Source organism: Polaromonas sp. (assembly GCF_029945685.1).
GTDB lineage: Bacteria > Pseudomonadota > Gammaproteobacteria > Burkholderiales > Burkholderiaceae_C > Polaromonas.
Genome location: NZ_JAQSDA010000005.1, coordinates 1 through 20,877 on the forward strand (window position 1 = coordinate 1; position 20,877 = coordinate 20,877).

General features: G+C 65.2%; 18 protein-coding genes. 6 read left to right on the top strand and 12 right to left on the bottom strand.

The genetic code is table 11. From position 1 onward, the window contains the following. Nucleotides 1-158: 158 nt before the first annotated feature. Together PSV26_RS02200 and gshB are read left to right on the top strand one after the other, a co-directional pair. Nucleotides 159-1,358: a benzoate/H(+) symporter BenE family transporter gene (locus PSV26_RS02200; RefSeq protein ID WP_300567145.1), complete on the top strand. Its 1,200-nt coding sequence runs from the start codon at nt 159-161 to the stop codon at nt 1,356-1,358. 34 nt (nt 1,359-1,392) lie between these two features. After that, on the top strand, nt 1,393-2,334 hold the full coding sequence (gshB, locus tag PSV26_RS02205) for a glutathione synthase (RefSeq protein ID WP_300567148.1): 942 nt from the start codon (nt 1,393-1,395) through the stop codon (nt 2,332-2,334). Between the two features lie 62 nt (nt 2,335-2,396). Here gshB and PSV26_RS02210 read toward each other — a convergent pair whose 3' ends face one another. Genes PSV26_RS02210 through PSV26_RS02220 form a run of 3 tightly spaced genes read right to left on the bottom strand, consistent with a single transcriptional unit; the run spans nt 2,397 to nt 4,890 of the window. Further along, entirely contained in the window at nt 2,397-3,191 is a 795-nt protein-coding gene (locus tag PSV26_RS02210) for a class II glutamine amidotransferase (protein WP_300567151.1), read from the bottom strand. Between the two features lie 3 nt (nt 3,192-3,194). Continuing rightward, nucleotides 3,195-4,688, bottom strand: coding sequence for an MFS transporter (locus PSV26_RS02215; protein ID WP_300567251.1), 1,494 nt, complete (start codon nt 4,686-4,688; stop codon nt 3,195-3,197). Nucleotides 4,689-4,698: 10 nt separating this feature from the next. Beyond that, complete coding sequence (locus tag PSV26_RS02220) at nt 4,699-4,890, bottom strand: 4-oxalocrotonate tautomerase (protein WP_366145814.1); 192 nt, start codon at nt 4,888-4,890, stop codon at nt 4,699-4,701. A 218-nt stretch (nt 4,891-5,108) separates the two neighbouring features. On the opposite strand from PSV26_RS02220, the gene PSV26_RS02225 reads away from it, so the two are divergent. After that, on the top strand, nt 5,109-6,320 hold the full coding sequence (locus PSV26_RS02225; protein ID WP_300567154.1) for a putative zinc-binding metallopeptidase: 1,212 nt from the start codon (nt 5,109-5,111) through the stop codon (nt 6,318-6,320). 77 nt (nt 6,321-6,397) lie between these two features. Here the strand turns inward: PSV26_RS02225 and PSV26_RS02230 are convergent, their stop codons facing one another. The 5 genes from PSV26_RS02230 to PSV26_RS02250 form a co-directional block, all read right to left on the bottom strand. After that, nucleotides 6,398-6,676 (bottom strand): hypothetical protein, encoded by a 279-nt coding sequence (locus tag PSV26_RS02230; protein WP_300520014.1) that lies wholly within the window; start codon nt 6,674-6,676, stop codon nt 6,398-6,400. Nucleotides 6,677-6,787: 111 nt separating this feature from the next. Continuing rightward, on the bottom strand, nt 6,788-7,558 hold the full coding sequence (locus PSV26_RS02235; RefSeq protein WP_300567157.1) for a fused MFS/spermidine synthase: 771 nt from the start codon (nt 7,556-7,558) through the stop codon (nt 6,788-6,790). Beyond that, nucleotides 7,555-8,307 carry a YoaK family protein gene (locus PSV26_RS02240; protein ID WP_300520008.1) on the bottom strand — a complete coding sequence of 251 codons (753 nt, stop codon included), beginning with the start codon at nt 8,305-8,307 and terminating at the stop codon, nt 7,555-7,557. The genes PSV26_RS02235 and PSV26_RS02240 overlap by 4 nt, the downstream gene beginning before the upstream one ends. Before the next feature lie 126 nt (nt 8,308-8,433). Then, entirely contained in the window at nt 8,434-11,034 is a 2,601-nt protein-coding gene (locus PSV26_RS02245) for a DUF1631 family protein (RefSeq protein WP_300567160.1), read from the bottom strand. Nucleotides 11,035-11,547: 513 nt separating this feature from the next. After that, complete coding sequence (locus PSV26_RS02250; RefSeq protein ID WP_300520004.1) at nt 11,548-12,117, bottom strand: fasciclin domain-containing protein; 570 nt, start codon at nt 12,115-12,117, stop codon at nt 11,548-11,550. A 218-nt stretch (nt 12,118-12,335) separates the two neighbouring features. Between PSV26_RS02250 and PSV26_RS02255 the strand changes: the two genes are divergently transcribed. Beyond that, a complete protein-coding gene (locus tag PSV26_RS02255) occupies nt 12,336-12,701 on the top strand; it encodes an SPW repeat protein (protein ID WP_300567163.1) in 366 nt (121 codons plus the stop codon). Between the two features lie 689 nt (nt 12,702-13,390). Continuing rightward, nucleotides 13,391-14,296 carry a c-type cytochrome gene (locus PSV26_RS02260; protein WP_300567166.1) on the top strand — a complete coding sequence of 302 codons (906 nt, stop codon included), beginning with the start codon at nt 13,391-13,393 and terminating at the stop codon, nt 14,294-14,296. 11 nt (nt 14,297-14,307) lie between these two features. Here the strand turns inward: PSV26_RS02260 and PSV26_RS02265 are convergent, their stop codons facing one another. From PSV26_RS02265 to PSV26_RS02280, 4 genes are all read right to left on the bottom strand, one after another. After that, nucleotides 14,308-15,189 (bottom strand): helix-turn-helix transcriptional regulator, encoded by an 882-nt coding sequence (locus tag PSV26_RS02265; RefSeq protein WP_300567169.1) that lies wholly within the window; start codon nt 15,187-15,189, stop codon nt 14,308-14,310. Between the two features lie 63 nt (nt 15,190-15,252). Beyond that, nucleotides 15,253-16,161, bottom strand: coding sequence for an ester cyclase (locus tag PSV26_RS02270; RefSeq protein WP_300567172.1), 909 nt, complete (start codon nt 16,159-16,161; stop codon nt 15,253-15,255). A gap of 312 nt (nt 16,162-16,473) precedes the next feature. Continuing rightward, the gene (locus PSV26_RS02275; protein WP_300567175.1) at nt 16,474-18,696 is read right to left on the bottom strand and encodes a malate synthase G; all 2,223 of its coding nucleotides are present in this window, start codon (nt 18,694-18,696) and stop codon (nt 16,474-16,476) included. A gap of 67 nt (nt 18,697-18,763) precedes the next feature. Then, nucleotides 18,764-19,471 carry a haloacid dehalogenase type II gene (locus tag PSV26_RS02280; protein ID WP_300567178.1) on the bottom strand — a complete coding sequence of 236 codons (708 nt, stop codon included), beginning with the start codon at nt 19,469-19,471 and terminating at the stop codon, nt 18,764-18,766. A gap of 224 nt (nt 19,472-19,695) precedes the next feature. On the opposite strand from PSV26_RS02280, the gene PSV26_RS02285 reads away from it, so the two are divergent. Then, nucleotides 19,696-20,859, top strand: a complete 1,164-nt coding sequence (locus PSV26_RS02285; RefSeq protein WP_366945955.1) for a CaiB/BaiF CoA-transferase family protein — start codon at nt 19,696-19,698, stop codon at nt 20,857-20,859. The last annotated feature ends 18 nt before the right edge of the window (nt 20,860-20,877 follow it).

The window sequence follows — 20,877 nt, forward strand, 5'->3', positions numbered from 1 at the left end:
TCCCCCTCCATCGCCCAGCGGGGCGAGGGAGGGGCTAGGGGTGGGAGTGGGGAGTTAGACCTACTGCCCAAGGCAGACCGCAGGCGCAGCGTGACGCCGGTGTCGCGGGCGGCTTGAGGGCCCGACGTCCCAGGCACAACCCTGCCAGAATCCCCCAGATGCAATTTTTCAGAGACCTCAACCTCTCCGCCTTCACCGCAGGCTTCGTCGCCGTCCTGGTCGGCTTCACGAGTTCTGTCGCCATCGTTTTCCAGGCGGCGCAGGCCTTCAACGCCACGCCGGAGCAGATCAGTTCCTGGATGTGGGCGCTGGGCCTGGGCATGGGCCTGTGTTCGGCGATTCCTTCGCTGTGGCTGAAAAAACCGGTCATGGTGGCGTGGTCCACACCGGGCGCGGCGGTGCTGGCGACGGCGGGGCTGGCCGGCGGGTTTTCGATGGGTGAGGCGGTGGCGGCTTTCATGGCGAGTGCAGCGCTGATCACGCTGTTCGGCGTGACCGGCTGGTTCGAGAAGCTCATGAACCGGATTCCCATGGCGATTGCCTCGGCCTTGCTGGCCGGCGTGCTCGCGCGGTTCGGCCTGCAGGCTTTTGCTGCGGCCCAGACCGCCTTGCCGCTGGTGCTGCTGATGCTCGCGGTCTATCTGCTGGGTAAACGTTTCATGCCGCGCTACGCGGTGGTGCTGACCTTGTTCGGCGCCATTGTGTTTGTCGCCGCGCGTGGCGAGATGCGCTGGGCCGCCATGAACTTCTCTTTGGCCCTGCCCGTGTTTGTCGCGCCGCAGTTCACGCTGGCGGCGATTGTCAGCCTGGCGCTGCCATTGTTCGTGGTGACCATGGCCTCGCAAAACCTGCCCGGCGTCGCGGCCATTCGCGCCGCGGGCTATGGGCCGGATGCACCGGACGGCGGCATTCCGGTGTCCAAGGTCATCACGCTCACCGGCCTGGCGACGCTGCTGCTCGCGCCTTTTGGCGCCTTTGCGCTGAACCTCAGCGCCATCACGGCCGCCATCTGCATGGGCCCCGAAGCGCACGAGGACCCGCGCAAGCGCTACACCGCGGCGGTGGCCTGCGGCGCGATTTATGTCGTGATCGGCATTTTCGGCGCTGCCGTGACCGGGTTGCTGACGGCTTTCCCCAAGGAGCTGGTGGTCGCGATTGCCGGGCTGGCCTTGCTGGGCACGATAGGAAGCGGCCTGGCGCTGGCTGTGCGTGAGGAATCGCACCGCGAGGCCGCGCTCATCACTTTTCTGGTCACGCTGTCGGGCGTGGCCATTGCCGGCATCGGCTCGGCCTTCTGGGGCGTGGTGGCCGGCGCGATCGCGCTATTTGTACAACAATACCGGCAGCGCGCTGCCTGAGCAGTCACCACCCCCTTTACAGATTGACCCGTTCATGAACATTCTTTTCATTGCCGACCCGCTGGCCTCTTTCAAGATCTACAAGGACACCACCTTCGCGATGATGCGCGAGGCGCAGCGGCGCGGCCACCAGATCAGCGCCTGCGAACAGCAGGACCTGATGTGGCAGCGCGGTGCCCCGGTGATGGCCCATGTGCGCGACATCACGCTGACCGGCGACGCCACGGACTGGTTCGCCGAGCGCGGCACGCGCCAGGTCGCACTGAAAGAGTTCGACGCCATCCTGATGCGCAAGGACCCGCCGTTTGACAGCGAGTACTTCTATGCCACCCACCTGCTCGAGCAGGCCGAGCGCGACGGTGCCCGGGTTTTCAACAAGCCGCGCGCGCTGCGCGACCATCCCGAGAAACTCGCGATCATGGAGTTCCCGCAGTTCATCGGCCCGACGCTGGTGACGCGCGACCCGGAGGACATCAAGCGTTTCCATGCCGAACATCAGGACATCATCCTCAAGCCGCTCGACGGCATGGGCGGCATGGGCATCTTCCGCGTCGGGCCCGACGGCCTGAACCTGGGCTCCATCACCGAAACGCTGAACCGCCATGGCGCGCAAAGCCTGATGGTGCAGAAGTTCCTGCCCGAGATCGTCAAGGGCGACAAGCGCGTGCTCATCATCGGCGGTCGCTATGTGCCTTTCAGTCTGGCGCGTATCCCGCAGGGCAGCGAGGTGCGCGGCAACCTGGCGGCCGGCGGCCTGGGTGTGGCGCTGCCCTTGTCGGCACGTGATTGCGAGATCGCCGAGGCGCTGGGCCCTGTCCTGCACAGCCGCGGCCTGCTGCTGGCCGGTGTGGACGTGATCGGTGACTGCGTGACCGAGATCAACGTCACCAGCCCAACCTGCTTCCAGGAAATTTTCGACCAGACCGGCTTCGACGTGGCGGCGATGTTTATCGATGCCCTTGAAGCCGCCGTCTGAACATAAAAACAGGCCCTGGCCCTTTTCTGTCATGCGCTGACAGCTCCTGTTTTTGTAGCGAATCAGGGGTACAGCGCACCGCCGACAAACACCTTGAGCTCGCCCGGCGCAAAGGCGACCCAGTGTTCGTTGGTGGTCAGCGGCGCCGTCACCACCACCGCAACGCGGTCGGTCGGCTGCGTGTGTTCGGCGAAGTTCACGCTCAGGTCTTCGTCGCTGAGCGTGGCGTGCGCAAACGGGTGTTGGCGCTCGACGTAATACAGGCTGGTCGAGGCATGGGCCCACAAGGCCTGGCCGTTGCCGAGTAAGAAGTTGAAGGTGCCGTGCGGGGCGATCTGCGCCGCCAGTTCGCGCAGGGTCAGGGTCAGCTCGCCCACGCTGGGCACACCGGCGTGCGATTTGGCCAGCTCCTGCATGATCCAGCAAAACGCGCGTTCGCTGTCGGTTGTGCCCACCGGCCGGAAGCTGCCGTGCAGGCGCGGCGAAAAATCCTTGAGATCGCCGTTGTGCGCGAAGACCCAGTAGCGCCCCCACAACTCGCGCACAAAGGGGTGGCAGTTTTCCAGCGCCACCCGGCCCTGCGTGGCCTTGCGGATGTGCGCAATGACGTTACGGCTCTTGATCGGGTAGCGCCGTATCAGCTCGGCCACCGGCGACGCGCACGCCGACTGGTGATCGACAAAATGGCGCAGTCCCTTGTCGCAGCCGTCCACGCCCGGGTCACCATGGCCTTCAAAAAAGGCGATGCCCCAGCCGTCGGTGTGTTCGCCGGTGTTGCCGCCGCGTTGCGCAAAACCGCTGAAGCTGAAAGTCACGTCGGTCGGCGTGTTGCAGTTCATTCCAAGAAGTTGGCACATGGTTCAGGCAGGGTGTTGAGGGGTGGGAACTTCACGCAGCCGCCATGCGGCCACCAGCGCCAGCGCGCACAGTGCCGCCAGCATCATGAAGGCCTCGTTGAAGGCGGCCAGCCGCGCGGGGCTGGTCGTGGCCTGCGCCAGCGAATCGCCATGCACCGCGAGCCGCCATTCCAGCACGATGCCGCACAGGCTCACCCCGATGGCGCCGCCCAGCATGCGCACGAAGTTGATGGCGCTCGAGCCTTGCGAAATCAGGCTGTGGTCCAGCGCCCGCAATGAGCCGAGGTTGAGCGAAGGAAGGATGAAGCCGAGCCCGATGCGGCCCAGGATGGCCCAGAGCACCAGCACCCAGATGGCGCTGGTCAGCGTCACCGTCAGCATCAGTGCAAACGACAGCGCCAGCAGTGCCAGCCCGATGCTCACCAGCAGATAGGTGGGATGGCGGTCGGCCAGCCGGCCCACCAGCGCAATCGTGACGGCCAGCACAAAACCGGCGGGCAGCAGGATGGTGCCGACATAAGAGGCCGACAGGCCCAGCCCGAGCTGCATGTAAACCGGCAGCAGGTAGGTGGAGCCGAACAGCGCGGTGCCGTAAATGAAGGCCACGATGCTGCCCATCGCGAAAGTCCGGTACCCGAACAGCGCCAGGTTCATCAGCGGCTCGCGCCCGGTGGCGGCCATGCGTCGCTGCCAGGCCAGAAAGACCACCAGCGCCAGCACCGCGCCGCCCAGCAGCAAGGCAGCTTCCAGCACCGAACCGCCATGCAGGGCCACCATGCCGTTGAGCAGGCACAGGGTACCGGCGCCGCCCAGCAGCAGGCCGCGCCAGTCCAGGGTGGCGCCCTTGCGGTTCGGCGCCACGCCGCCCGGCGAGGTGACTGGCACATAGCGGTAAGCCATCCACAGCGAGGCCAGGCAAAAAGGGATCACCATGAAAAAAATCGAGCGCCAGCCGAACAGGTCGACCAGCACGCCGCCCAGGCTGGGGCCGATGGCCGGCGCCAGCACCACACCCATGCCGAAGATGCCGCTGGCGCGTCCCTGTTCGTGCGGCGCAAACGCCCGCATGATGATGATGGCCGGAATCGGCTGCACCACCCCGGCCGCCAGGCCCTCGGCCACACGCGCGCCCAGCACCAGCGCAAAGCTGTTGGCAAGGCCGCCGACGATGCCGCCGGCCAGCAGCAACAGCATGGTGCCCACATAGGTGCGGCGGTAGCCGTAACGTGCCAGCAGCCAGGGCGTGGTCAGCATGGAGACCGTCATCGCCACCATGAACCCCGAGGTAACCCACTGCGCCCGTTCCTGGCCCAGGGTGAAATGCTGGCTCATGTCGGGAATCGCCACGTTGACGATGGTCGAGGACATGATGGAGGCCATCGTGCCCGTCATCACCGAGAGCAGCAGCAGCCAGCGGTAACGCGCGCCGTAACGCGCCTGCATCTCGTCCAGCGTGGAAGGGCTGCTCAAGGCCGGCTTTGTTCTGTTGCGGCGCAGCGAAAGGGCATCAGTCGCGCGGTTCGGACCAGAGCTTGCCGCCGGTGGACCAGTTCTCGCGCTTGATGTCGGTGATGATCACGTCCACCGAATCGGGTACGCCGCCCAGGATCTCGACACTGACACGGGTGATCTCGGCGACCAGCTTTTTCTTCTGCTCGAGGGTGCGGCCTTCCATCATTTCGACGTGGTAGGTGGGCATGGTTTTCCTTTGAATTGATTTGAACCGGTCCCCTGATGATAAAAGGCCGGCGCGCGCATGCGGTTTTTGTCGGTAAAGACTGACAGCAGGACAAGGCGGGCGGGCGCCCGGCCATCCGGCGAACGTGGGAAACTCCAGGGGAGATGGCCCCCGGCGTCCCAACCGGCCCGCCCGGCCTGTTGCCCTTGTCCACCGCGCCAGGCGCTTTGAGAAACCCCTTGTTGAACGACAGCCCTTCTTCTGCCCCCGCCCATTTGCCGCGTCTGGCCGGCCGAGCCTACCACTGCCAGTGCGGCAGCCCGGTTTTTTTCAGGAACAGCACCTGCCTGGCCTGCGGCACGGCGCTGGGTTACGACCCGGCCCAGGCCAGCCTGCTGCCCCTGATGCCGGGCGAGCAGCCCGACACCTGGGTCGCCTGGCAGGCTGAAGGCAGCGCCGGACAGCCAGACACGCCGGCGGCGGTTTACCTGCGCTGCGCCAACCTGCAAACCCCGGCGGCCTGCAACTGGCTGGTGCCGGTCAGCCCGAACGATACGCAGCTGCTGCTGTGCCAGGCCTGCCGCCTCAACCGCACGATTCCCGACCTGAACGACCCCGCGCATCCGGACAACGGCGAGTTGTGGGGCAACATCGAGCTGGCCAAGCGGCGCCTGGTGTCGGCCCTGCTGGTGCTGGGCCTGCCAGTGGCCTCGCGAACGAGTGAAGACCCCGAACACGGCCTGATGTTCGACTTTCTGCGTTCACCCGATTTCGGCCCGCACATCATGACCGGGCACGACACCGGCCTGATCACCCTCAACCTCAACGAAGCCGACGACGCCACGCGCGAGGCCGCACGCAAGGCCATGCACGAGCCTTACCGCACCTTGCTGGGCCACTTCCGCCACGAGGTCGGCCACTACTACTGGGACCGTCTGGTCGCCGGCACGCCCTGGCAGCCCGGTTTCCGGGCGTTGTTTGGCGATGAAAGCCAGGACTATCTGGCCAGCCTGCAGGTCAACTACGAGCAGGGGCCACGGCCGGACTGGCCGCTGCATTTTGTGAGCGCCTATGCCAGCGTGCACCCCTGGGAGGACTGGGCCGAGTGCTGGGCCCACTACCTGCACATGCGCGATACCGTAGACACGGCCATGAGTTTTGGCCTGTCGGCCGAAAGTGCCCAGCTCGAATTCACGCCATTCACGCTGGATGCGCTGGACCAGCCGGACCACCCGGAGGCACAGGTGTTCCTGGATTTCCTGAACCAGTGGACACGGCTGACCACGCTGCTCAACGAAATGTCGCGCGCCATGGGTCAGCCCGATTTTTACCCCTTTGTGCTGCCGCGCGAAGTGGTGGCCAAGCTGCATTTCATCCACCTGGTGGTGACTGCCGTCCGTGACGGGGCGGGTCAGGGGCCGGAGCAGCATCAGCCCCCAAGCCCGTCCTGATCAAAAAGCGGCCCCCGCCCAACAGGGACGGGCGCCAGCAGCTCCTGATTCAGTAGCGCTTCGCGAATCGCAGCCGCCTATTCGAGCGCCTGCACGGACAGGCCGTGTTGTTCGGAAAACGTCTTCAGGATGCCGGCAATCTCCATGTCCGGCAAGGTGGTCACCAGCTCGACGATCTTGTGGCCGCTGCCCTTGTGGCTGTCGCTGACGACCACCGTGGCCGCGCTGTCGCCAGCGGCAAACAGCGCCTGCAAGGCCGGGCCCAGCGAGGCCATCAGCTGCGTGCGTTGGGCCTGCGGCGCGCCGGCAAGCGCCGGGTACTGCAGCTCAAAGGAAAAATTGGTTTTCGGGCTCATGCTTGTCTCCCATGTTCGTCGGAAAGCGTCCAGTGTGGCCGGGCGGCCGGCGCGCTGGCGTCGGACAGGGACGCGCGATGCCGTGGGCGGCCTGGCAGCCCAAGACAAGTTCTAAGCGTCCCCGGCGAGGTCCTTCATTTCCCAGACAATGCGCGCGAGCTCGGCCTTGAGCTGCAGGCGCGCAGTGTCTTCCAGCCCGGCCAGGCTTCTGGCCAGCTTCAGCTTGCGCGGTGAAATCGCCGGGCCGCGGCAGGCAAACACAATCGCGTTGCTTTTTTCTGCGGCCATGACTTCGACCGCGTTGCCGCTGAAACTGCGGTGGATACGGCCGGCCAGCAGCGGGTAGTCGGGGTGGTCGTGGTGCAGGTTGACCACCAGCACGCCGTGCTCGCTCAGGGCGGCGAAGCAGTTGTCATAAAAACGCTGCGAACACAGCGCCGCAGGCTGGCCGTCCTGGTCAAAGCCGTCGACCAGCAACACATCGAAGACCGGCGTTGCGGCCTGCAGGTAGGCTGCGCCGTCGGCGGCGATCACCGCAAACCGCGCGTCGTCGTCGGGAATCCGGAACTCGCGCCGCAGGGCGATCACATGCGGGTTGATCTCGAGCACCGTCATGCGCGAGGCGGGCAACTGCCGGTAGCAGAACTTGGCCAGCGAGCCGCCGCCCAGGCCAATCATGCCGATGTGGGCCGGCGCGGGCTGGAACAGCAGAAAACCCATCATGGTCCGGGTGTAGTCCACGTCCAGCCGCCAGGGCTGGTGCAAAAGCATGCGGCTTTGCAGCTCGCCCAGCGTGAAATGCAGCGACCTGGATGCGCCGTCTTCCCGCACAAAGGGCACGGTGTACTGCAGCGACTGAAAATCGCCGGGTGCCGATGTCACGGCGACCTCGCGAGCTTGCGCAGGTCCAGCACCACGGCGGGCAAGGCCATGGCCACCAGCAGCAGGGCGATCGGCAGCGTGGCGCTGAAGCCCAGGGCCTTGAAGGCGACGGCGCCAAAAATACCGCCGGAAAAAAACAGCCCGAGCAGGGTGGCATGGATGAACAGCTTGTCGGTGTTGGCCTCGACAAACTGGATGCTGTTGGCCTTCTTCGACTGGTTCCAGTAGATCAACCGGCCCAGCTCGATGCCCAGGTCGGTGATGACCCCGGTCATGTGGGTGGTGCGGATCTCGGCGTGGGAGATCTTGGTGATGATGGCGTTTTGCAGGCCCATGATGAAACACAGCAGCAGCACCGCCGTCGGCACCAGCAGGGTGGCAAAAGACTTCAAGTTGGCGCCCACCAGACCGAACATCAGCAGCAGCAGGGCCTCCAGCAGCAGGGCCAGCGCGTACTTGCTGCGCAGCTCCTGGCGCCGGGCCCAGCTGATGAGCAAGGTGGTGGTGATGGCCCCGCCGATAAACGCGGCCAGGCTCACCAGGCCGGCCAGCGCCAGGCCGATGCTGCCCACCACCAGGTCATCGGCGATGGCCGAGACGATGCCCGTCATGTGCGAGGTGTAGCGCTGCACCGCCAGAAAGCCGCCGGCATTGATGGCGCCGGCCACAAAAGCCAGGATGCCGCCAAACTGCCGGTTGCTGCGGCGCGTGCGTTCCCTGGCGGTGAGTCGAAGCAGAAATTTGAACAAGCGGGTCCTCTGCCAGGCAAGAAGCATGACACAGGACATTATGGTGCCGGGAAACGGGCCTGCCGTTGCCGCTGCCAAAATTCGTGATGAAATCGGCTGCAGCCCGCCAGTGGTGGGCGCAAGGCGCTATTGAAGTTGTAGCGAACCGGTGGGGTGTCCGGATGGACCCTGCCGCCCGGGCTCGGTGGCGGCGTTGCCCTGCGGGTCCTGCGGCGCGGCCCGATTGACGAGGTGGTCCAGTGCGTGGGCCACCACGTCGTGCGTCTCGACCGGACGCAGCAGACCCTGTGTGATCAGGCGCACGCAGCTGCGTTTGGTCATGGAGTGCGGCTGGCCGCCGTGGCTGACGAACATGAAGAGTGTGCCGCGGGTGCTGGCCCAGATCAGCTGCGCGCGCAACCAGTGGCGCCGTGAATGGAGATCCACCCAGCTGCCTTCGCGCAGGCCCATCAGGATGTCTTCGGGTTGACGGACACCTTCCCCGGCGGCGTCTGGCGGCGTGTCATCGGCGACGCGGTCGGGCGCTTCGCCCACCGGTGTGGCCTCGTGCGGCGTGGCGTCCAGCGCCGCAGGTCCCGACGGCAGGGTGTCTTCAAAGCCGGCCCTGTCAAGCTCCTGCGGCGCCAGCCAGGGCTGGCCGGCGGCTTTGGCCTTGCGCTGTTCGGGGGTGGCAGGCAGGAGGTCGCTCAGGTCGGAGAGGTCGGTTTCGACCGTGGCCACTTCCAGCGGGGCGTTGTCTGATTCGACAGCGTCGCGCCGGCTGCGCACGCGGCGCAGTTTGAGCACCGGTCGGTGCAGCCTTTCCATGGCGTTGAAAAAAGCCTCGGTCTCGCCTGGCTCCAGCCCCAGCGATGTCAGGCCGGCCTGCAGCTTGGCCAGCAGGCCGGGAATCATGGTGATGAGTTTGCCCGGCCGCTTGAGCGTGGCCTGGCGCTTGACGCTCCACAGCAGGTCGGTGACCAGTGAACCGTAACCCTGGGGGTCGATCTGGTGCGCGGTGTCGGTGAGCCGGGCGTGCGCCATCACCAGCGCCCAGGGGCCGAACAGGAAGTCCAGCACCACGCCGGGCACATGGTCCAGGTCGGCACGCAGGCTCATGTCCAGGGCAATCTGGTCGGCCTGTGCCTGCCGCTCTTCGGCAAACTGCATGGTCTGGCGCATGTTGCCGCGCACATTTTTCTCGTGCCGGTCCTGCTCGTCCCACAGCGCCTGCAACTCGCCCAGGGCAGCGTCGAAAGGCCGGGCGTCCTCGATCTCCAGGGCGTTGAGCCCGTTGAAGGCCTCGGTCAGTGAATGGAAAAAAACATCGAACGCCGGGCTGCGCTCGTCGTTGTAATTGAAGCTGCGCTGCGCTACACGCTCCATCAGGCGGCGTGCGGGGTGGTTTTCCTCGCTGAAAAAGCGCGAGTCCACCATGGCCAGGCGCAGCAGCGAAGGCTCCAGCGCCACAATCGCCTCGCGCACCGGCACCAGCAGGCGCGGGTCCTGCGCGACCTGGTTGACCAGTTTCTTCACCACCTCCATGCCCAGCACCTGGCCGACGCGGGTGGCGTCTTTTTTCAGCTGCGTGCGCACCAGCGCCCGTTCGCGGGCGCGGCCGTAGACGCCCCAGACCTGCGAGCTGAGCTGGCTGAGCACGTCCACGATGCGCGACGGGTGGCCCGGCCCCTCTTCGGCGTCCTGCGCCGGCAGGGTCGGCCGCCGCGGGTCGCTGCGCGTGCCGTGGTAGCTGTGATCGTCAACGTCAACGTCAACGTCAGCGTCAGCGCCAGCGGGCGGCTCGGCGTGCAGTGCCGCCTGCGCCGAGTCGGGCGTGCCCTTGAGCGCGATCAGTTCTTCTTCAATGGTGGCGTAGTAAGCCGGCGCCAGGCCGTGGTCGGCGTTGCCGCTGCCGCGAAGCAGGAAGTCCTGAAACAGCGCGTCCTTGACTTCATGGTTGGACAGGTCGGCGTAGTGCGACGGCACCGGTGTGAAGGGTTCGTCCGAGGCGTAACCGATGCCGACCGGGCCGCCCTGGGCGCCCGGCTCGCCGCCTGCTGCGCCGCTGCCCGGCTTTTTGCCGGCGCTGGCGGGGCTCTGCAGCACCCGGTAGCTGGCGGCACGCACCTGGGCCAGTTCCATCACATTGATCAACCGCTCATAGATACGTTTGAGTTCGCGCCCCAGGGGCTCGCCGAGGTGTTTGATCCACAGCGCGCTGGTCGTGGGCGCGACCGGCGCGCCCAGCAGCAGGGTGCGCAAGGTCTGTGTGTAAACGTCCGGCCGCACCGGGTTGGCCTCGGCGCGCACGTTGACCAGGCCCTGCGCCGCACTCATCAGGCCGTCGAGCTCGGCCAGCGACTGCTCGACCATGGGCGCGACCTGCTGAAGCAGCCGTGAGGACTCGATGCCTTCCTCGACCTGGGTGTCGTCGACCAGCGAGAACATGTCGGCGCCCGCCAGCGCAGGCAGGGCTTTGCGCGCCGCGACCGGCTGCACGGCAGGTTTTGCGGGCTGGCTGAAGGCAGCCAGCAGCAGCCCCGGGTATTGCGCACTCCAGCCGTCGCGGTGGCGCTGCAGTTCGCGCCAGGCTCGTGCGAGGTCATCGCGCTCGGAGACTTTCAGGCTTTGCGTCTCTGCCACCTGCAGCGCCGCCACCGCGTGGTCGATGCAACGCTCAAGCGCAGGCCTGGCGGCCTGGGCGGCCTCCTGCAGACAGCGGGATAAAACGTCGGCTTGCGATGCCATGGTGAAGGGCGATGGGGCTAACAGCGAAATGCAGAGGAGTGGGCGGAGTGCGTGTCAAGTCAATCGTTTGGGAAAAAATACCAGTTCGACCCGACCCCGCAGTGTGGGCTGAACTGGCGGGCTGCTGACGGAAATGGCGAAGTATCTTGTAACGATTTCTAACCCGTTGCGCAGCAAAGAGACACTGCTTACATTCCACCCAGGCGGCCACCGCCGAAGGCAGTGCCCGGTGACTGCTTTCTGCGCGTCTGGCTTCCGCGACGGAACTGTTTGGCTAGCAGGGTGTAAACCCAACAGCAACCAGCGCCTGCAGCTATTGTTTGCATAGCAAGTGCGGAGAACTGCGGCGGGTGCTGCCGCGTGGCTGGAGGCGCGAGCGGTGTGCCCTTGGCGGTGCCCGAAGGGACAAAGCCACAACAAACCGTTGCAGTTTGTTGTGGCTTTGTTGTCGCTTTGCCGGGGGCGGCGCTGTCAGTCAGGCAGCGGCACCCCACGGGTCGGCTCAAGCGGAGATCAGTTGGGCACCAGCACCTTGTTGACCACGTGGATCACGCCGTTGGACTGGTAGACGTTGGCAACGCTGACCATTGCCGTGCCGCCTTTTTCGTCGGTGACCATCACATTGGAGCCGCTGGTGGTGACCACCAGGCTGTCGCCGCTGGCGGTGGTCAGGGTGGCGCGGCCATTGCCGGCCATCACGCGCTGGCTCAGGGCGGCAGCGTCGAGTTTGCCGGGCACCACGTGGGCCGTCAGGATTTTTGTCAGCAGGGCCTTGTTCTCGGGCTTGAGCAGCGTGGCCACGGTGCCGGCCGGCAGGGCGTCAAATGCGGCATTGGTCGGTGCAAACACGGTGAACGGGCCGGGGCTCTTGAGCGTGTCAACCAGACCCGCAGCCTTGACCGCGGCCACCAGGGTGGTGTGGTCCTTCGAGTTGACGGCGTTGTCAATGATGTCCTTGGTCGGGAACATGGCGGCGCCGCCGACCATGACCGACGGGCTGCCGGACATCGGGCTGCCGGACATGCCACCGGCACAAGCGCTGAGCAAAACGGCAACGCCGGCTGCAATGAGTAGTTTTTTCATAGTGAGACTCCTGGTAAGGGTTGTAGGTCTGTGCAATTCGCCACAGCGCGCCGGCGTGTTTGTCCGCCTGGAAGGAATACGCCCGGAATGCCCCACTGGATTCAAGGGTCAATCCTCAAAGGGCCCTGCGCCTGACCGCAGGGCACAAAGCCGGACCAGGCCGGGTCAAATTTCCTGCAGCGGGCCCCGTTTTTCCCCCGCTGTCAGGAGGTGTCACCATGGAGCAACTGAAACATTGGCAAGACCCGGTCAATGCCTTGTTGGGTCTCTGGGTCCTTCTTTCGCCCTGGGCGCTGGGCTTCCAGGATGACCGGGCGATCATGCTGAACGCGGTCATCGTGGGCGCGCCCCTGGTCGCCGCGGCGCTCTGGGCGATTTTTGTCCCGCGTGCCTGGGAGGAGTGGACCGAGGGGGCCCTGGGCCTCTGGCTGATCGCCTCGCCCTGGGGGTTGGGGTTCAGCACGCATGAGCAGGCCATGCTCAATGCGGTGGCGGCCGGTCTGGCGATTGCTGTCCTGGCCCTGTGGACGCTGCTGACCGACAAGGACTACAGCGGCTGGACGCGCGACTCGACGGTGCGCTGAGCGGTCGGCTGTGGCTGGCTGAAGCCCCCGACTGGGGAAAACAAAAATGGCACCCGAAGGTGCCGTGGAGGGCGGTCTTTTGCATCACATCCGCTACCGGACCTTATCTGGTGAGCACAAGTAGCTATCCAATTAATAGCGCAAGAGATGCAATCGTATGTAGATGTCTCCAACAGACAGAAGTAGGGGGTTCAGAGCTCCAGGTTTGCTCCGCGCATCGACCGACTTGGCGTCACTGGCTTGAACGCGCGCGAGCAATATGGCGAGTGGCAACGTCGAGGGATGGGACGTCTGCTCAACAAACGGATGATCAGGCAATTTCGACCCCTATGCATAGCTCTCGACTAGGCGTAGTTCCGCCCCGCTCAGCACGGTTTGCCATAAGCGCAGCGGTTGTGCTCGAGCCGTGCGATCGCCTTCTCCTTCATCTCCGGGTTGGCTTCGACATAGCGGTGCGTCGTGTGCGTGCGCTCATGGCCGGCCCACACCGGCCGCTGCTGGTCCGCCTCCCCAGGCCGCCTACATCTTCAACCGTCAGGCAGGTTGTCGGAAATTTCCAATACGGCGCGGCCTTGCATCCCTAGTATTCAGCCCTTGCCCAAGCCAGCCCATGGGGACTGGCCCGGGCCCAACTTCAAGGGAATGAACATGGCATCTCTGCACCCGCCGCATTGCAAAGGCGAATCAATATGAACAAATGGATCAAGCGCACCGGCACAGGGGTACTGGCATTGGCGGGCTGCGGTGCCGTGGCACTGCTGCTGGCGGCCCAGTATGGCGAACGCAAAATGGACCGCCGGATCACTGTCGGCGTGCCGGAAATCCCGTATCGCACCGACACCGCAAGTGTGGAGCGTGGACGCTACCTGTTCCTTTCGCGCGGCTGCACCGAGTGCCATGGCGTCAACGGGGCCGGCAAGGACGTGGCCAACGATGGCAAGGGCATGCTGATCCACGCGCCCAATATCACGCCTTCGCCGGGCAGCGTGGTGGCCGGCTACACCGCCAATGACTGGACCCGCACCATCCGCCACGGCATCAAGCCCAACGGCAGGCCGGCGATCGTGATGCCCAGCGAGGACTATGCGCGGTTCACCGATGTGGACCTGGCATCGCTGGTCGCGTTCCTGCGCCAGATGCCCCCGGCAGCCGGCGGCGGCGCTCAGATCGAGTTTCCGCTGGTGGTGCGTGCCCTGTACGGGGCAGGCCTGGTGAAGGACGCGGCCGAACGGATTGACCATGCGCTGCCCGCTGCGGCTCCCATCCCCGCTGCCGTAACGCCTGAACACGGTGCCTATGTGGCCAATAGCTGCCTGGGTTGCCATGGCGCCGTGCTGTCGGGCGGTGCCATACCCGGTGCCCCGCCCGACTGGCCAGCGGCGGCCAACCTGACCCCCGGCGCGGGCTCGGCGCTGGTGCGCTACCCGACGGCGGCCTCTTTCACGGCGATGTTTCGCAGCGGCAAGCGCCCGGACGGCACGGCTATCAGCCGAGTGATGCCCTTTGCTTCGCTGAAGGAGATGAGTGACACTGATGTGCAGGCGCTGTACGCGCATCTGAAGACCTTGCCGGCGCGTTCAACCGGGCAACCCTGAGCGGAGCGGCGCTAGCGGAAGATGGACGACGGCATGGCTATTTCGCGGGCCAGGTCTTGAAACCCGCGGGCGACCGGATTGGTCAGCGGAGCCAGCAAGGTCGAAGGCGTGATGCCAAACAGTTCACGGGTTTCACGGATCAGATGCGCCTGGTCGTAGAAGCCCGCGTCCAGCGCCAGCTCGGACCAACGCACGGGCTGCGCTTGCGCCTGAACGGCAAGAACAGACTGGAGCCGCATCACCCGGGAAAACATCTTGGGTGCAACACCGATGGCGCGCCTGAAACGCCGCTCCAGCGTGCGCTCGCTGGCGCCCAGATCGCGTGCGACCTGCTCAACGCGTGCGGTGTAGCCGCCCTCGCACAGCTGGTGCACGGCCTTTTCAATCAGCGGATCGGCACCTTGCGCGCGCAGCAGCGTCAGCAGGAAACGCTCCACGCGGCGCACCCGTGCGACCGAAGTGGGTAACTCGTAGAGTTCGGATTCCAAATCTTCAATGGCGCTGCGGGCAAACAGGTCGCGGCAATCAACGCGCCGCTCGGCGGCTTCTTGCAGCGAGGGCCGCACGAACAGCGGCAGGCTCCAGGGCCGAAACCGAACGGTGATGCCGGCGGCGCGGCCACAGCAGGTGACTTGCACCGGCCGCGCCTGAAAGCCGCACACGGCGCTGCGGGTGGTGAACGCCTGCCGGCCATCCGACGCGGTCAGCGGTGCGCCATAAATAAAACACATCGTGGGGTGGCCATCCGGCAGCAGCGTGAGTGACGCGGCATCGCCCTGCTGCGCCGCGGAGTCAATCTCCCACACCCAGATATCGGTAATGCAGTCCGCGAGCGCAGGCGTGGGCCGAAAGGCCTCCATCAGCGGGGTGGGTGGCAACGGGGAGGCAGGCATGGTGCCGGGGGTTGATTGATTCTGATTAATTCTATACGTCGCCTATTCGTCGGTCTATGTTGTTCATGCGTCGGTTGCGGCTAGCAGCGACGCCACACCCAGTTGGCGCTGCAAGCCCAGCATGTCTTCCTCGCGCCAGTACTCGGCCACCCTGCCATCTTCGAGACGGAAAATGGCAATACCTTCCATGCGGAAGTGCCGATCGGTAGCGGGTATACCGAACAGGTCACCCACATGGCGACCGGCGTAGGCATAGCGCAGCGCCACACGGTCACCATCGACCAGCCGGTCCAGTACCGTGGCACTCACTTCGCCAAATCCGGTCCTGAAAAATGGCACGATGGCGTGAACGCCCGCTGGACCCGCCGGCGCGCCAAGCGCGGCCCACGGGTGCGACACGAAATCCGGCGTGATCAGCCGCGCGGCGGCGTCCGCATCGAAACGGACGAAGACGGCGTCAATGAAGCGCTCGACGACGCTGGTGTCCGCACGCAGAGACGCCTCGGGCTGTGGGCCGAAGCGGGTGACCATGGTCACATGGATCCCGGCCAACTCGGCGTCGCTGTAGGCCGCCCACAGGCCAGCAGTGTCCTGCGACTCTTGGTTCTCCATGGTCTGAAAATGATCGGCAACGAACAGCGCCAATTGCCGGTACAGATGCGCGGCCGCCGGTTCACGCGCCGCGCCGCGGGTACAGGCCAGGCGCTCGGCACAGGCACGTAGGCGAGCGGTGGCGGGGGCGGGGGCGTCTTGCGCATGGCCGCCGCAGACGTCCAGCAGTTGGTCCAGTTGGTCGAGTGCGTACTTCAGCGCCTGGTCGTCATGGCAATCCATGCGACCGAGGCCCGTCAAAGTGGCACCCATGAAGGCACGCAGCTCTTTGTGGATGTGTGCGCACAGTTGCATGCGTGCGGATGAGGCCTTCGGTGGAGCGATGGCCGGGTGTGGATCGGCGAAAGTTGAGAGGATCATGGCTTGTCCTGGTGAGCGGGTTAGAAAGCCGCCCCCTCCGGGCTGGAGGGGTTTGTGCGGCTGTGTGAAGTCTAGAAACCGAACCGTGAATGGTCTTGGACATTTCCGACACCTCCCGGGAAGCCGCCCTGCACTGGGGTTGGCCGCCTAAACGGCAACGCGCCCGAACCGGTGAGGGTTCGGGCGCGTTGCGAGGGGGTTTCCTTGTGGAGAATGTTGTGTGCAAAAAAAACGTCACCGTCCCCCGTGGAATATACGCAAGAAGCTCCTAAATCAGGAGCAAACTGTGCATCTGCTTGGCCAAGCGATTGCTCAGCCAGCCGCCTTCACCTTCAGTCTCCACGCATGCAGCAGCGGCTCGGTGTAGCCGCTCGGCTGCTCCAGGCCCTTGAAGACCAGATCACACGCCGCCTTGTAGGCGGCCGACGTGTCGAAGTGACCGGCCATGGGCTGGTACAGCGGGTCGCCGGCGTTCTGTTTGTCCACCACGGCGGCCATGCGTTCAAAGGTTTCCTTGACCTGCGCTTTTGTCACCACGCCGTGCAGCAGCCAGTTGGCCATGTGCTGGCTGGAGATGCGCAGGGTGGCGCGGTCTTCCATCAGGCCGACGTTGTGGATGTCGGGCACCTTGGAGCAACCCACGCCCTGGTCGATCCAGCGCACCACATAACCGAGGATGCCCTGGGCGTTGTTGTCGAGCTCCTGCTGTTTCGCTTCGGCGCTCCAGTCGGGTGTGGCGGTGACGGGCACCTGCAGCAGGCCGTTCAGCAGGGTATTGCGCTCCTTGCTGGCGTCGATTTTCTCGAGGTCTTTCTGCACCTTGCTGACCTTGACCTGGTGGTAGTGCAGCGCATGCAGCGTCGCGCCGGTCGGGCTGGGCACCCAGGCGGTGTTGGCGCCGGCCTGGGGGTGGGCAATCTTCTGCGCCATCATGGCTTTCATGAGGTCCGGCATGGCCCACATGCCCTTGCCGATCTGCGCCTTGCCGCGCAGGCCGCAGGACAGGCCGACCAGCACGTTGTTCTTCTCGTAGGCTGCGATCCAGGCGCTGCTTTTCATGTCGCCCTTGCGGATCATGGGGCCGGCGTGCATGGCGGTGTGCATCTCGTCGCCGGTGCGGTCCAGGAAACCGGTGTTGATGAAGGCGACGCGGCTTTTGGCCGCGGCAATGCAGGCTTTCAGGTTGACGCTGGTGCGGCGCTCTTCGTCCATGATGCCGAGCTTGACGGTGCTGTCGGGCAGGCCCAGCATTTTTTCGACGCGGCTGAACAGCTCGGCGGCAAAGGCGACTTCGGCCGGGCCGTGCATCTTGGGCTTGACGATGTAGACCGAGCCCTTGCGCGAGTTCCTGATGCCTTGTTTGCCCTTGCGCTTCAAGTCGTGAATCGCGATCGTGGTGGTAATCACCGCGTCCAGAATGCCCTCGGGGATTTCTTTCGTCGAGCCATCGGCGGCGGTGTAGAGAATGGCCGGGTTGGTCATCAGGTGGCCGACATTGCGCACAAACATCAGCGAGCGGCCGTGCAGGGTGACAGGCTTGCCCTTGCTGCCTTTCGGTGAGGTGTACTCGCGGTCCGGGTTCAGGCCGCGGGTGAAGGTCTTGCCGTCCTTGGTGACGCTTTCGGTCAGCGTGCCCTGCAAAATGCCCAGCCAGTTGCTGTAGGCCAGCACCTTGTCGTCGGCATCGACCACGGCCACCGAATCTTCCAGGTCGAGGATGGTGGACAGCGCCGCTTCCACCACCAGGTCGCTGACGCCGGCCGCATCGCTTTTGCCGATGGGCGTGCTGCGGTCGATGCGGATGTCGATGTGCAGGCCGTTGTGCTGCAGCAGCACGGAGGACGGCGCCGAGGCCTTGCCCTGGTAACCGATGAGCTGGCTCGCATCGGCCAGCGTGGTGTTTTTGCCGCCCTGCAGGGACACGACCAGCTTGCCGCCCTTGACCGCATAGCCGGTCGAATCGATGTGCGAGCCCTTGACCAGCGGCGCGGTGCGGTCCAGCACAAAACGCGCGTACTCGATGACTTTGGCGCCACGCACCGGGTTGTAGCTCTTGCCTTTTTCAGCGCCATTTTCTTCGGAGAGCACGTCGGTGCCGTACAACGCGTCGTACAGCGAGCCCCAGCGCGCATTGGCCGCGTTCAGCGCATAACGCGCGTTCAGGATGGGCACCACCAGCTGCGGGCCGGCCTGCTTGGCGAGTTCGGCATCGACATTGCCCGTAGTGATGGTGACTTTTTTCGGCGAGGGCACGAGGTAGCCGGTTTTCTCGAGGAAGGCGCGGTAGGCCTTCATGTCGGCAATCGGGCCGGGGTGGGCTTTGTGCCAGCTGTCCATCTCGGTCTGCAGACGGTCGCGCTCGGCCAGCAGGGCGATGTTTTTCGGGGCCAGGTCCGCCACGATGGCATCAAAACCTTTCCAGAAGGCGGCGCGGTCCACGCCGGTGCCGGGCAGGACCTGGTCATCGACAAAGCGTTGCAGAACCGTGGCCACCTGCAGGCCGTGGAGTGTGGTGCGTGGGGTGGTTGTCGTCATGGGGGAACCTCAAAAAAGGGCAAAAGGAAGGAAAGTAAAAAAAGGAAGCTCGAAACCGTGAAACGGATTATCCCGCCGGGAAGAAGCCCAGCACGTCGCGCAGACTGCTGCCGGTGCGTGTCGGCTGGGTGCCCAGCGCCTCGAAGGGCAGGGCGTAACGGTTGACCCAGAGTGTCTGGTAACCGTACCAGGTCGCGGCCAGTGCGTCCCAGGCGTTGCTGCTGACAAAGGCGATCTGCGCCACCGGCAGTCCCGTGGCCTGCGGGCCGAGCGCATAGGCATCGGGGTGGGTCTTGTATTTGCGGATGCTGTCGACACTGAGCACATGGTCGAGCAGGTCGCCGAGCCCGGCGGACTTGACGGCCACGTCCAGCATCGAAGGGTCGCCGTTGGACAGAATGCCGGTGACGATGCCGCGGGCTTTCAGCGCCTGCAGCACCTCGCGGTTTTCCGGAAAGGCCGACAGGTGCCGGTACTGGTTCATCAGACGCTCCTCGCATTCGGCCGTCAGCTCCAGGCCCAGGCGTTCGCAGGCGTAACGCAGGCCGGCGCGTGTCAGTTCCCAGAACGGCCGGTAGAACGCACCGTCATTGCTGGTGGTGACCAGCCGGGTGTATTCAATCTGCTTGTCGCGCCAGAGCACGCCCAGCGCCTGACCCTGGCCGGGAAACAACTGCTCCGCCAGCAGGCCCACGCTGTACACGTCGAACAGCGTGCCGTAGGCATCAAAGAGAACAGCCCGAGGCGACACAGCCCCGGTTTTGGGTTTTTCCATGGCTAGACTGTATTTGATACTTTGACAAAGATTAATCGATTGAAAAGTGATTTATCCATGACATATTTGCATGTAATGCTCGCATCCAGCCCGCGCCGCATAATTTGCAGGTCATGAGCCGAGTGGTCGGCCAACCACCGTTTTCCAAGGATTCCACCGTGTCCGAGCCCTCCCCGCCGCCGCCAACGGTTTCCAGCCCCGCCGCGCCCGCCACGCCCCTTCCGTTGGCAGGCCTGCGCGTGATCGAGTTCACCCACATGGTGATGGGGCCCACCTGCGGCATGGTGCTGGCCGATCTGGGCGCGGAAGTCATCAAGGTCGAGCCGCTGGGCGGCGACAACACGCGCCGCCTGCTGGGCTCGGGCGCCGGGTTTTTTGCGCTGTTCAACCGCAACAAGAAAAGCATCGCCCTGGACCTGCAGACGTCGCAGGGCCGGGAGATTGCGCTCAAGCTGGTGGCGAGTGCCGACATCGTCAGCGAGAACTTCAAGCCCGGCACCATGAAGAAACTGGGGCTCGACTACGCCAGCCTGTCCAAACTGAACGACGGCCTGATTTACGTCAGCCACAAGGGTTTTCTGCCGGGCCCCTATGACCACCGCACCGCGCTTGACGAGGTGGTGCAGATGATGGGCGGCCTGGCCTACATGACGGGCCGGCCCGGCGACCCGCTGCGCGCAGGGACCAGCGTCAACGACATCATGGGCGGCATGTTTGGCGCCATCGGTGCCATGGCCGCGCTGGCCGCGCGCGCGAAAACCGGCAAGGGCCAGGAGGTGCAGGCGGCCCTGTTTGAAAACAATGTGTTCCTGGTGGCCCAGCACATGATGCAGTTTGCCGTGACCGGCCAGCCGGCCGCGCCCATGCCGGGCCGCATCTCGGCCTGGGGCATCTACGACGTGTTCACCGTGCAGGACGGCGCGCAGATTTTTCTGGCGGTGGTCAGCGACACCCAGTGGCAGTTGTTTTGCGACGCCTTCGGTTTTGCCGACCTGCGCGCCGACCACCGGCTGGACAGCAACAACGACCGTGTGCGTGCACGCGACTGGCTGCTGCCGCAGCTGCGCGAACGGCTGGCGCCGCGAACCGCGGCCGAGCTCAGCGCACTCTTCGAGCAGCACGGACTGCCGTTTGCGCCCATCACGCGGCCGGAAGACCTGTTTGAAGACCCGCATCTGCAGCAGACCGGCGGCCTGGCGCCCTTGCGGCTCCCCGACGGGCGCGAGACCCACGTGCCGCTGCTGCCCCTGACGCTGGGTGGCGAGCGCCCCGGTGTGCGCCTGAACCCGCCCCGGCTGGGTGAACATACATTGGAAGTGCTGCAGGAGCTCGGTTATGGCGAAGCGGCCATCCAGGCCCTTCAGGCCGGGAAGATTGTTGCCGGGTGACGGTTGCGGGCGCGACCG

Coding starts and splice junctions, on each gene's coding strand:
- PSV26_RS02245 (WP_300567160.1), bottom strand. CDS start 11,034: ATGGCATCGCAAGCCGACGTTTTATCCCGCTGTCTGCAGGAGGCCGCC.
- PSV26_RS02230 (WP_300520014.1), bottom strand. CDS start 6,676: ATGAGCCCGAAAACCAATTTTTCCTTTGAGCTGCAGTACCCGGCGCTT.
- PSV26_RS02220 (WP_366145814.1), bottom strand. CDS start 4,890: ATGCCCACCTACCACGTCGAAATGATGGAAGGCCGCACCCTCGAGCAG.
- PSV26_RS02280 (WP_300567178.1), bottom strand. CDS start 19,471: ATGGAAAAACCCAAAACCGGGGCTGTGTCGCCTCGGGCTGTTCTCTTT.
- PSV26_RS02260 (WP_300567166.1), top strand. CDS start 13,391: ATGAACAAATGGATCAAGCGCACCGGCACAGGGGTACTGGCATTGGCG.
- PSV26_RS02210 (WP_300567151.1), bottom strand. CDS start 3,191: ATGTGCCAACTTCTTGGAATGAACTGCAACACGCCGACCGACGTGACT.
- gshB (WP_300567148.1), top strand. CDS start 1,393: ATGAACATTCTTTTCATTGCCGACCCGCTGGCCTCTTTCAAGATCTAC.
- PSV26_RS02255 (WP_300567163.1), top strand. CDS start 12,336: ATGGAGCAACTGAAACATTGGCAAGACCCGGTCAATGCCTTGTTGGGT.
- PSV26_RS02250 (WP_300520004.1), bottom strand. CDS start 12,117: ATGAAAAAACTACTCATTGCAGCCGGCGTTGCCGTTTTGCTCAGCGCT.
- PSV26_RS02275 (WP_300567175.1), bottom strand. CDS start 18,696: ATGACGACAACCACCCCACGCACCACACTCCACGGCCTGCAGGTGGCC.
- PSV26_RS02270 (WP_300567172.1), bottom strand. CDS start 16,161: ATGATCCTCTCAACTTTCGCCGATCCACACCCGGCCATCGCTCCACCG.
- PSV26_RS02265 (WP_300567169.1), bottom strand. CDS start 15,189: ATGCCTGCCTCCCCGTTGCCACCCACCCCGCTGATGGAGGCCTTTCGG.
- PSV26_RS02200 (WP_300567145.1), top strand. CDS start 159: ATGCAATTTTTCAGAGACCTCAACCTCTCCGCCTTCACCGCAGGCTTC.